Source organism: Haladaptatus sp. AB618 (assembly GCF_024136965.1).
In the GTDB taxonomy this organism is placed as follows: domain Archaea; phylum Halobacteriota; class Halobacteria; order Halobacteriales; family Haladaptataceae; genus Haladaptatus.
In genome coordinates this window covers 195,623-207,628 of record NZ_JAMYJX010000003.1, presented here as the reverse complement: position 1 = coordinate 207,628, position 12,006 = coordinate 195,623, and the positions used below count along the sequence as shown (strand labels likewise).

General features: G+C 59.3%; 10 protein-coding genes and 1 tRNA gene. 9 read left to right on the top strand and 2 right to left on the bottom strand.

Translation table 11 applies throughout. The annotated features are described in order from the left end of the window. The first annotated feature begins 243 nt into the window (after positions 1–243). Together NKF26_RS11410 and NKF26_RS11405 are read left to right on the top strand one after the other, a co-directional pair. Complete coding sequence (locus NKF26_RS11410; RefSeq protein ID WP_253228045.1) at positions 244–999, top strand: VOC family protein; 756 nt, start codon at positions 244–246, stop codon at positions 997–999. A 484-nt stretch (positions 1,000–1,483) separates the two neighbouring features. Then, positions 1,484–3,625, top strand: a complete 2,142-nt coding sequence (locus NKF26_RS11405; RefSeq protein ID WP_253234336.1) for a BGTF surface domain-containing protein — start codon at positions 1,484–1,486, stop codon at positions 3,623–3,625. Between the two features lie 133 nt (positions 3,626–3,758). On the opposite strand, the gene dph5 is transcribed toward NKF26_RS11405, so the two are convergent. Continuing rightward, the gene (gene dph5, locus NKF26_RS11400) at positions 3,759–4,559 is read right to left on the bottom strand and encodes a diphthine synthase (RefSeq protein WP_253234335.1); all 801 of its coding nucleotides are present in this window, start codon (positions 4,557–4,559) and stop codon (positions 3,759–3,761) included. A gap of 81 nt (positions 4,560–4,640) precedes the next feature. Here dph5 and NKF26_RS11395 point away from each other — a divergent pair, with 81 nt between their 5' ends. From NKF26_RS11395 to NKF26_RS11375, 5 genes are all read left to right on the top strand, one after another. Beyond that, positions 4,641–5,621 carry a class I SAM-dependent methyltransferase family protein gene (locus NKF26_RS11395; protein WP_253234334.1) on the top strand — a complete coding sequence of 327 codons (981 nt, stop codon included), beginning with the start codon at positions 4,641–4,643 and terminating at the stop codon, positions 5,619–5,621. Positions 5,622–5,770: 149 nt separating this feature from the next. Beyond that, positions 5,771–5,845, top strand: a tRNA-Thr gene (locus NKF26_RS11390). Between the two features lie 276 nt (positions 5,846–6,121). Further along, on the top strand, positions 6,122–6,286 hold the full coding sequence (locus tag NKF26_RS11385) for a hypothetical protein (protein WP_253228049.1): 165 nt from the start codon (positions 6,122–6,124) through the stop codon (positions 6,284–6,286). A 32-nt stretch (positions 6,287–6,318) separates the two neighbouring features. Next, a complete protein-coding gene (locus NKF26_RS11380; RefSeq protein ID WP_253228050.1) occupies positions 6,319–7,350 on the top strand; it encodes a hypothetical protein in 1,032 nt (343 codons plus the stop codon). Positions 7,351–7,689: 339 nt separating this feature from the next. Then, on the top strand, positions 7,690–8,049 hold the full coding sequence (locus NKF26_RS11375; protein ID WP_253228051.1) for a hypothetical protein: 360 nt from the start codon (positions 7,690–7,692) through the stop codon (positions 8,047–8,049). 84 nt (positions 8,050–8,133) lie between these two features. Here NKF26_RS11375 and coxB read toward each other — a convergent pair whose 3' ends face one another. Then, positions 8,134–8,988, bottom strand: coding sequence for a cytochrome c oxidase subunit II (gene coxB, locus NKF26_RS11370; protein WP_253228052.1), 855 nt, complete (start codon positions 8,986–8,988; stop codon positions 8,134–8,136). A 168-nt stretch (positions 8,989–9,156) separates the two neighbouring features. On the opposite strand from coxB, the gene NKF26_RS11365 reads away from it, so the two are divergent. Next, positions 9,157–11,424, top strand: coding sequence for a DUF6789 family protein (locus tag NKF26_RS11365; RefSeq protein WP_253228123.1), 2,268 nt, complete (start codon positions 9,157–9,159; stop codon positions 11,422–11,424). After that, on the top strand, positions 11,421–11,978 hold the full coding sequence (locus NKF26_RS11360; protein WP_253234333.1) for a hypothetical protein: 558 nt from the start codon (positions 11,421–11,423) through the stop codon (positions 11,976–11,978). Before NKF26_RS11365 ends, NKF26_RS11360 begins: the two co-directional genes overlap by 4 nt. Positions 11,979–12,006 lie beyond the last annotated feature (28 nt).

Here is a 12,006-nt window from a genome sequence, read left to right as displayed (position 1 = left end):
ACGTGTACTGTTAACGCTATCAACATAGTTATTTGCAAAAATGATTGAATTATTTAATCACATCAAATACTAAACCCATATGCCTATTCTAGTCGTCGTATCTCGACTTTCGATTCCGAGAGCCTCGGAAAAACCGTGACTGCGGGACCACTCGGGTGCATAGGGGGACCTTCACGGTCGTTTTCGCGCTCGCGTTTCCGCGAACGGTACCCTTTTCGCTTCGGAGGGGATGGTTTCGAACGTATGAGCGGGACATTCGACCACGTAATGATGCGTGTAGAGGATTTGGACGAATCGCTCGACTGGTATCAGACGCACCTCGGATACGAGGAGAAGAGCCGCTGGGAGGCGGATACGTTCACGAACGTCCACCTCGGTCCCGAAGACGTACACGAGGACGGGGCGACGCTCGAACTGACGTACAACCACGACGACCGTTCCTACGAGATGGGCGACGCGTGGGGCCACATCGCGGTCCGCGTCGAGGACGTGTACGATGCCTACGAGGAACTGATGGACGCCGGTGTGGAGGACTACCGCGACCCCGATTCCTGCGGTGGTCGCTACGCGTTCGTCAAAGACCCCGATGGACACGAGATCGAAATCGTTCAGCGCGACCACGGTGCTCGCTGGAGCATCGACCATACCATGATCCGTGTCGAAGATGCCGACGACGCGCTCGGGTTCTGGACGCGTAAGTTCGAATACGTGCACACGGGGCGATGGGAGTCGGACACGTTCGCCAACTACTTCATGAAACCCGAGGACGCCGCCGAGGAGGCGATGGCGGTGGAACTGACGTACAACTACGACGGGCGCTCCTACGAACTGGGCGACGCGTGGGGTCACTTCGCGGTGCGCGTGGACGACCTGCGCGACGACTGGGATACGCTGATGGAGCGCGAGGCCGAGGACTACCGCGACCCGGAATCGTGCGACGACAGGTACGCGTTCACCAAGGATCAGGACGGACACGAGATCGAACTCATCGAGAACTGAGCGCGAATACGGGCGGTTCTTTTTCCGAGATATCTGGCAATATTGACGGCAAAACTATGTCATTAATTCTTAACTATCAAATTTGCCTCAGTCATCTATTTATTTTATAATCGCCTCAAGCTCATGTGTATTTTTCGAGGTATCTGACGGCACCTACTTAAAGACTGGAATGGTGAATCTCCGACTTAATGTCTCCTTGTACTACTTCGGGATCGCTCCGGAACATCCGATTGGTCTCATCTATTACCATTATATGAGATCTCCATTGACGCCTCTATTGCCTGAATTCAGGCGTGTAAGTGCATAACGGCAGATTACCAGACCACAAAGCATTTATAATAAGGGAATAACTTTCTTCCTGTACCCCTACCCATGGTGGCAGATGGAGTACCACTTCCTCCCGAACCGGTTCGGGTTGGACGAAATGTCTATACGGTCGTGGGAAAAGAACTGTCGCCGACAAAGAAACAATCAACGAGAAAGCATGACAGGAAATAACTCAAAGGTTCGCAGCCTCGCCCTGACCGCGATGCTCGTGCTGTCGGTCTTCGCCGGCACCATGGCGTTCGCAGGCACGGCTGGTGCGACATCTTATCAAAACAGCGATGCCAACAAAGAACTGGCCACTGGCGGCCAGAGCTGGGTTGGTCAGCAGGTATGGTTCAATGCAAGCAATCACAGTTCCGCGAACGTGAGCGATTCGAAGAATACTGTCGCTCTGTACAAAGATACAGACAACGGTCCGGAATTCGTGAAAAACGTCCCGCTTAACGAGACCGATTACACTGGCGTCCTTGACACTGCCAGTCTCCAATCAGGGACATACGCCCTGAAAGATACGCAGAACAGCACGTTCATCTCGTTCAACAACAGTAACGGTAATCCTTCGGGAACTGGTACGTTCGCCCAGGCATCCTTCGAAGTCCGCGACCAGACGTTCAGCGCGAGCTTCGATGACGACTCCGTGATGAACGGTGGGACTGACGCCAACGCTGACATCAGCTTCGATACCAACCGCGGTCGAGTCAAAGTCGACGTCACGTCCGACGACGTCGAATTCTCGACGCTCAAGCAGATCTTCGAAGACAACGTCAGCGTCAACAAGAACGACGAATCCGTCACCATCGAGGCTGTCGACGGAGACACCCACGCAGCAAACTTCAGCGGCGTCAATGCCGGTAACTACGACTTCACGTACACCGTCAACGACTCCAGCGGACTCAGCGCGACGGATAACATCACCGTGAAGAAGGCTGGCGACAGCGTCGCCAAGTTCGATGATGTCTCGCCGGTTCCACGCGGTGACATCGCCAACATCACGGTCGACATGCAGAACACCGACCACGCATACGTGCAAGTCGGTAACAACGAGGATTCCCACTTCCAAGCAAGCTTCAAGCTCACGGACAAGGACGGCGACGGCAAGGCGACGTTCAGCCTGAACACGTTCGAGACCACGACGGGCTCGTTCGTCGAAGCCGCAAACAGTGACACCGGTGTTGACGTTGAGAACTCGACGAAACTCGACGAACCCGTTGCAACTGGCAACTACGACCTCGCTGTCAGCACGACGGGCTGGGAAAACGCCAGTGCGGACTACCCAGTCGCTGACTCCCCGACGGACAAGACGCAACTCCGCATCAACGACCGCTCGACCGACTCGGTCAGCACGTGGATCCAGCCGGAAAGTGTAAACACCCACAAGGATGTTGCAGACATGACGGACACCGTCACGCAGCGTAGCACCGTCGCAGGTAGCGACAACATCGTCCTCAAGGTCGACGCGACCGGTATCTACGGTGCCCTTCAGGGTAGCACGATCACCAACGAGGATATGTCGCTGACGCTCGAAGAGAGCGGCGACAACGTCGAAAAGAACACTGCGAAAGACACGCTCAACGCGAACAACTTCACCATCGTCAAAGACGGTGACAACGGCACGTTCTACGCCGTCATCTCGGCAGACGAACTCGCAACAGCGGACGGCGATGCAGACGGCTACGGCGACTGGAAAGCGACGTTCACCGTCAACAAGGACTACGTCCTCAACGGCGATGACGAGAACCAGTCCGTCTCCACCACCTTCACGTACGAAGAGCAGGACACTTCGCTGAACGGCGGCGAAGACTTCCAGGCTCCGAAGGGTAACTCCACCGTCTCCGGTAAGACGAACCTCGCACCGGGTACGGAACTCAGCGTTGTTGCCGACAGCAACATCTTCTACATCCCACAAGATGTGACCGTTAACGACGACGGTACGTTCTCGGCGAAGTACAACTTCGACCGCGACGACGTCGACAACGGCACGGAGTTCTCCGTCTACGTCAGCAGTGACGAAGACAACACCAAGATCGGTGGTGTCGTGAACGCAGACATGAACAACGGCACGACGACCACGACCACGACGACCACGACGACCACGACGACGTCCTCGACGGACACGACGACGACGTCCTCGACGGACACGACGACGTCCTCGATGGACACGACGACGACGTCCTCGACTTCGTCCTCGACCTCGACCTCGACCTCGTCGAACGATGACGGTCAGCCTGGTTTCGGCGTCGCAGTCTCCGTCGTTGCACTCCTCGCCGCTGCGCTTCTCGCGCTCCGCCGAGAGAACTAAATCGGACACCGCGTCTGATTTCGACTGACGAAAACTAATTCATTTTTCGCGTACTCGACCCCTCAGCGACGGCGTTACTGAACGGGTCAAAATAATCGAAAAGAAGCCATCCGCCGTTTTACGACGTACCGACTCACACGACGTCGAGCAGTTCGCTCGGCGCGTCCGCGAGCGACGCGAGGGCGTCTGCCTCGATGTGATGGAGATCACCGGGGACGACGAGCAGGTGGAGCGGGTCGCCGAAATCGCGCTCCGCGAGTACTGACAGTCGATCGGCTTCGACGAGCGGGTCGGGGCTTCCGGCACGCGCGACGACGACGGCGAGCACGTCGTCGTAGCCATCGGCGAGCAACTCGGCCGCGTGGTTCGCCGTCATGTACTCGTCTTCGGTCTCCGACTCCTTTCGCGGATTCCAACCGACTTTGATGTCGAGGTAGACGAGCGTATGGAGTCCCCGTTCTCGGTTATCGTCGAGCACGTTGGTCACGCTCGCCGGAAGTCCATCCGCGCCGTGGGCGTACTCGAACGGGAGCGTGGTCGCTTTGCCGAACCGATAATTCTGGAGACCGGTGAGACCGCTGGCCGCGGATTCCGCAGTCGGTGCGTGGATGACGCGGGTGTCGATACCGCGGTCTTCGGCACGAAGGCGGAGGTCCACGTGGGTTGTCGAAATCATGGTGTCGCCAGCGGTGAGAAAGGCGGCGTGTCCGGATTCGGCGGCGTCGAGGATATCCCCGGGATCCTGTTCGACGCCCGGGCGGTCACGAACTTCGATGTCCGTCCCGTGAAACGCTTCGAGGTCGGCGACGTCCGCCCCGATGAGTTTGCTGGTGTAGAATTCGGCGAAAACGTCGTCCGCGTCGGCGATCGCTTCGCGGCCCTCGACGGTAATCGAGCGCTCGTCGTACAGGCCGAGACCGATGAAAGTGAGCATGAGGAGGGTTTGGAAAGATGCACGTTTAAGCGATGCGACCCGAAGCGTCAGCGTTAACGCCCGCTTCCGGCAAGGAGACGTATGGAAGTACCTTGCGTGCGCGTCGAACGGGAACAGGGGGAAGCGGCGCGCCGCGAACTCGCGGAGTCGGATTTGGTGGTGGACGAGGTGGAAATCGTGGTCGAAGACGGCTGGCTCTATATTCCCGTCACCAACCCCGACGCGGTCCCATCCGAGTTCGAACTCGTCTCCCACGATCTCCCGACCCGCACGACACAGCGGATGCCCGCCGACATCCTCGGCTTCGAACCGAGTTACGAACGACTCGGGAACATCGTCCTCATCGACGAGGACGACTCGGAACTGGCGGGGGCAATCGCGGACGCCATCATCGCGTCGGCGTTGCCGGTCGAGACGGTGCTCAATCGCGCGTCGAAAGTGAAAGGCGAGACCCGCGTCCGCGACTGGGACGTACTGGCCGGAAACGGCACCGAAACCGTCCACCGCGAGTACGGATGTGAGTTCCTCTTGGACGTCGCACGCGTGTACTTCTCACCACGTCTCGCGACGGAGCGACACCGTGTCACCGAGCAGGTCACGCAGGACGAACACGCGTTCGATATGTTCGCCGGTGTCGGGCCGTTCGTGATCCCGTTCGCAAATCGCGGTGCGACCGTCGTCGGTGCGGACGTGAACGAGGTTGCCATCGACTACCTCCAAGTGAACGCACGCCGGAACGGGGTCGAAGACCGCGTGACGGCGATTCCCGGCGACGTTCGAGGGACGGCCACGGAGTACGAGGACTGGGCCGACCGCATCGTGATGAACCTCCCCCACAGCGCCGACGAATTCCTCGATACCGCCGTCGCGCTGGCGAGCGACGACTGTGTCATCCACTACTACGACATCCAGCACGAGGACGATCCGTTCGGACCGGGAGAGGAGGCGATTCGGTCGGCTGCGGAACCGGAGTACGACGTGACGGTCGAAACTCGACGGGAGGTCCGGTCCTACGCTCCCCACGAGCTCAACGTCTGTCTGGACGTGCGGTTGACGCGGTAGTTCGTGACAAGTAACGTCGTATTCGACGCTGAATTCGCAACCCTTATGCCACCTGTGGGGTCTATAATTGAATGTAGTTCGAAGCACACCAATGCGGTGTCCGTCCGAGCGAAGTGAGGTCGGGCTCGGGACGCGAACGCAGTAAGCGTGCCGGTGTAGCTCAGACTGGCTAGAGCGATTCCTTCGTAAGGAATAGGCCGAGGGTTCAAATCCCTCCACCGGCTCTCCTCTTTCGACTCAAAGTTGCGAAAGACGTTTTTCGTCGTGGTTTCACCATTCATCTCTGCACCGGTAGTGCCGACATTGTACCGTCGCCAGTATGCAGCATGAACACACGATGGACACTCCCACGAGACGTGTGTAAATCGACTGAAGCTCTCCCCTCTGTGCGATGGTATTCAGCCAGTGCGAGTCATCGACGGGATCATATTCTGTAACCGATCAGCCGTTAGAATGAATGGGTCGCATGGTCTCAATACATTCCATGTTCTCGGAAAAGGATGACACGGAACAGTCCGAAAGCCGCGGCGGGGATGATGACGATGGACGAACGACTATCGTCCCCGCCTCGGACGGGACTGGATCACGGTTCGACCGACGTCGTTTTCTCGGCGGCGTCGGTGGGATCGGAGTTCTCAGTAGTTTGTCCGGATTCGCTCGGCTGAAAAACGGGAGGGCCGATCGTAGCGTGGTCGGTATGAGTTCTCGAACCCCCTCGGCGAGGACGGAGAGACCGCCTGCAGCGTACTCGGCAACTGACCTCGGCACCCTCGGTGGTGCTGAGAGCACCGCGACGAGCATCACCCGTCGTGGATACGTCGTCGGGACCAGTCAGCGGGCGGACCTCGTTCCACACGCGTTTCTCTGGTCGGAACGGGATGGGATGCAAGATCTGGGCACCCTCACCGACAGGACCAGCAGGGCCACCGACATCAACGGCCACTGCCACGTCGTCGGTGCGAGCAGAGTGACCGATATCTGGGAGAGGGACACCGGGACTCGGACGGAAATATACCCGGAGCACGCCATTCGTTGGTCGAGGGGAGAGGAGATGCAAGATATCTACAGTAGCGGCGGGCAGAACAGTGTTGCCACCGCAATCAACGATCGAGGAGATATCGTCGGAACTCTCCACTACTATGGTGAGGTCACGTTGGAAGGGTTCGTCCTGTGGGCCGACGACGATTGTTCCGACCGATTATGGCGCTCCCCCCGCTCCTCGTCCGGCGATTTTTTGGTCCCTGCTGATATCGATACGAACGGTCGGATCGTCGGGACGAGTTTCGGCGTCGAACCCGTCTCTGGAGATGCGTTCATGTGGTCGGAAGACGAGGGAGAGCGTGCGCTCGGTACCCTCGGTGGACAGGAGGGAGAGGCCACCGCCATCAACGACCGCAGACAGGTGGTCGGGAACAGCCAAACGGCGGACGGAACGGTTCACGCGTTCGTCTGGTCGCCGGACGAGGGCATGCGTGACCTCGGCACGCTCGGTGGAAACTATAGCGAGGCCACCGACGTCAACGACCGTGGGCAGGTGGTCGGGAACAGCCAAACGGACGATGGAACCGTTCACGCGTTCATCTGGTCGCCGGATGAGGGCATGCGTGACCTCGGCACGCTCGGTGGCGACTACAGCCGTGCGAACGGTATCAACGAACGGGAACAGATCGTCGGGGAGAGTCGGACAAACGATGGTTCCCCGCACGCCACGCTGTGGAGTCGGGAATAATCTGTCGAACACGGGTCCGGTCGAAGCGATCATCCGCACGACGCGACGGGCGGCGACTAGGGGATCCGAACCGGACGATGTCACTATCCGAGTCGTAGGCAGTCCATATTTTTCGGTAGGATGACCTTGCAGTCGGTCGAGAAATTGCAACGACCAACGCGGATCACCACCTGTTTTTACTCGATGAAAGACCGCGTGAGAACCCCCGAAAAACAATGACAAGGCGACCCCAGGGATTTCTGAGGAGGTGTTGATACAAAATGAACCGCTCGTAATCGATGCGAACGATTTCAACGATCTGCGCCACTTTTTCTCGTGGGTGACGAAGGGAAAGCCGCAATGAGAGTAACCTCGCAGAGAGTCCTCGCAAGCCTACTGGTTGCCGTCCTCCTTGTCAGCGGCGGAGCGGGTGTCGCACTCGCCGACGGACACGCCTCGAACAGCGATGTCACGAAGCTTGGTGGGCAGGACATCACCATTAGCGACGTCACGATAACCGTCTCGGACACCCATCTCTCCGGGCCGGGATTCCCGGACGTCTCCATCGATCACCGAACCTACACCCTCGACGATTCCACGATGAGTATCGATGGCCTCCACGTGTCCGTCAACGGGCACCAATACGAAATCTGCAACGTCGACGTGACGCTGAAAAACATCGGTGTGACGCTGAACAACGTCCAAATATCGAGCAGCTAAATCGAGCTAGAAATGTCAGCGGCTACGATCTAGCACACCAAAAACGGTGCTGAGAACTAACACGGAGCGGTGACGCGTTCGTCGTCACCCGGCCGTTTTGGCCGACGCGTTCCGCGTCGCCGACGAACCGTTCGTCGATGCCGCCTTTTTCGACTGGTTTCGCAACCACTGACGGTACTGCTTTTTCGGAAGCACGCGGACTTTCGTCCGCATTCGGGCGTGTCCCGACCCGCAGAACTCGGTGCAGTAGCCGCGATACGTTCCGGTTTTGTAGACACGAGTGTGGATGACCGTCGTTCGCTTGGGGAACACGTCCTGTTTGACCCCTAACTGAGGAATGAACAGCGAATGGATTACGTCCGCGGAGGTCATCCGAATGTAGATGTCCGTGTGGGCGGGCAGGACGAGGTTGTCGTGCGTCGTAACGTTCGTCCCCGGATACTGGAACTGCCACCCCCACTGATAGGCGAGGGTGTGAACTGTCACCGCATTCGATGTATTCGCGGCGTCGGCAACGCCCATTCCCGCACCGCTTCCGCTCGCGCCTCCCAGACTCGAACCGCCCGCGCCACCGGCAGTCCCAGCGCTTCTCGGTTGTGTCGGCGTGATGTACGGGTTCGTCAACACGGTGAACGCGGCGACACCGACGAACAGCAGGATGATGGCGGTAGCGATGGTCCACGTGATTTCGAGCGGCTTGTCTTCCGCGGTCGGTTGCGGGTCGTCGTTGTTTCGAAACCGAAAGACCGCATACACCAAAATGAGCTCGACGAAGAGCGTCAGTGGCAACGCTACGTAAGCGAGCTGGTAGTTCAGCGAGTCGATGAGTCGTTTGTTTACGGACTGTGCGGCCGCTGGTTCGACGGCGGTGATTCCGGCGATGAGGAGAAGGCATGCTATCGTCCCCCACCGAACCCCTCCAGTGCGACGGCGTCGCATCGTTCCCGAGTCAACTGACGTGCGGATATAGCTATCGTGCGTTCGTTGAATTGTCTTTCATCCATCATTATCTCCGAATTTCCCCCCGTCTTTATTGTGGTCGACAGTGACACGAAGGAGTATGCACGGGGGGAGGGGAACGAGCGGGTGCCACCGGGAGGGGCCCCGATGACGAACCGAGCGCTAATCGAACTCACCGTCTTGGGTCTTCTCGTCGGCGGATGTTGGTTGCTCACTCGTTTAGCCCGTCAACGGTCGGCGAAACCGGACGGTGGATATCCGTCCCCACGCGAGTTCGATTTCGACCTCGGTTCAATCTGGAACTCGATAACCTACTGGACGACGACCACGAATCACCGTGACATCGGGAAGTTGTACATCGTCTTCGGGACGTTCGCGGCACTCTGGGGCGGTATCGAGGCGATGATGATGCGGACGGAGCTGTTGACCCCGAATGCGAGTATCTGGTCGACCGAAACGTACAACGCGCTGTTTACGTCCCACGGGTTGACGATGCTGTTCTTCTTCGTCACGCCGGTCTTCTTCGGCATCGCCAACTACTTCATCCCGTTGCTCATCGGCGCGGACGACATGGCGTTTCCGCGGCTGAACGCCATCGGGTTCTGGCTGTTGCCCCCTTCGTTGCTCCTCGTCCGTGGGGGGCTCCCCTCACAGGTGGTCGGCCAGTTCCTCGACCTGGTCGGGATTCACGGACCGCTGTACCAGTTCTTCTGGACGCTTCACGATCCGGAGCTTGGATGGACGCTGTACACGCCGCTCGCGACACAGAGCACGGACCCGCAGGTGAACTTCCTCCTCCTCGGCCTGCACCTCTCCGGCATCGCCACGACCCTCGGTGCCATCAATTTCATCGTCACCATCTTCTACGAACGCGAGGAGGGCCTCGGCATGGGGTCGCTCGACATCTTCGGGTGGAACATGCTCGTGACGAGCGCGCTCATCATCTTCGCGTTTCCACTGCTCGGCAGCGCCGCGATCATGATGCTGCTCGACCGCGTGTTCGGGACGACGTTCTACGCGGCGGGCGGTGGGGGACCGATGCTGTGGCAGAACCTGTTCTGGTTCTTCGGCCATCCGGAGGTGTACATCATCTTCCTCCCGGCGGCCGGATTGATGAGTTTCATCCTCCCGAAGTTCGCGGGCCGGAAGCTGTTCGGGTTCAACTTCATCGTCTACTCCACGATGGCTATCGGTGTGCTCTCGTTCGGCGTCTGGGCCCACCACATGTTCGTGACCGGAATGGACCCACGTCTCCGCGCGAGTTTCATGGCCGTCTCGGTCGCCATCGCGGTGCCGAGCGCCATCAAGACGTTCAACTGGATCACGACGATCTGGTCCGGGGAAATCCGACTCACGGCACCGATGGTGCTCTGTATCAGCAGCATCGGTACGTTCATCGTCGGCGGCGTCACGGGCGTGTTCCTCGCGGCGATTCCCATCGATATCGTCCTCCACGGCACCTACTACGTCGTCGGCCACTTCCATCTGATCCTCATGGGGATCATCCCGTTCATGATGATCGCCGCGAGCTACTACTGGTACCCGATCCTGACCGAACGGATGTACGACCGGCAACTCGCACTGTTCCAGTCCCTGCTGTTCGTCGTCGGTTCGGTCGTGACCTTCGGGACGATGATCATCCTGGGACTGTTGAACCTCCCTCGCCGCTACGCCATCTACCCCCCCGAGTTCGCCTCGTTCCAACGCATCTCGACCATCGGGGCGTACCTCATCGGTCTCTCGGTTCTTTTGTGGCTCTACAACATGCTCTGGTCGTACTGGAACGGCTCACCGGTCACGGACGCCGACGTGTGGGGACTAAAACGAACCAACCAGTTCACCCGCGAGTGGCAATGGTTCGAACGACGACTCGAAGCGAAGTACGGCATCGAACCGACCGAACCGGAGACGACCCGAGCGGCCGCCACGGAGGTCCCGAGCGAGGGGAGTCCGAACGTCTTCCAAGGCGTCAGATCGCTCGGTGTCTCGTTTCCACGAGTCGTCGCAGCGGCCGCGATCGGCGGCCTCGTCGGGACGGTCCTCATGTCCGGCGTGTTGTTCACGGCGACGATTTTGAACGTGTTCAGCCTCTCGTCGTTCGTCAACCTCTCCGGCTTCGTCGGACAGCAGAGCGTGGTCGTCGGCTACCTCCTCTTCCTCATCGGTGGCATGACGACGTGGGCGCTCCTGTTCGCCGTGCTGGCCGAGTACCTGCCGGGTGAGCCCCGTATCATCACCGGGTTGGCGTTCGCGACGGTGATCGCCATCGGGTTCGCCTTGGCGTTCTACACCGGACAGACCGGACTCCATCTGCTCGCGTACGTCGTCTTCGTCCTCATCGCCCACTGGTTCTACGGGTTCGGCCTGTCCGCCACGTTCGAGTATCTCACGGAACGCTGGCAGGTGACCGAATGAGTTCGAACGACCGACAACCCGAATCCGTCACGGAGGAACAATCGGTGCGAGATGCGCTGTTGACCTATGGCGCACCGTTCCTCGGAACGCTCCTCATCGCCATCGGAATCGCGGGCGGCGTCCTCGGCGGCTACGCCGTCGTCCAGACGCATTTCGATCTGTGCGGGCACGCGACCATCGACGTCTATTCGCCTGACGAGACGAACCAGTTGACGGCGGCGACCCAACGTGGTCCGTTCCAGCAGTTCAGCGTCGATGAACTCGCTCCCGCCGAACGCCGGGCGTTCGAGTACGCACTCGACAACCCACGGAGTACCGGTGACGTTCGTGGCCGGTTCGTCCATCGCGCCGCGTTCCGGAGGGGGGTACTCGTCACCTCGGGAGGTGAAACCCACTACGTGACCATCTCCTCAGCCAACCCGTGTCTCGGCGTGGACCCGCTGCTCCTCCCGCTCGGCATCGTGTCCATCCTGCTCGGTATCGGCGGCATCCTCACACCGCCGCTCTACCGAAGATTGCTCGAACGCGAAGAGAGCGAGGAGAACGCGGGATAGAAGCCGACTCGTGTACCGCGTGGGGTCG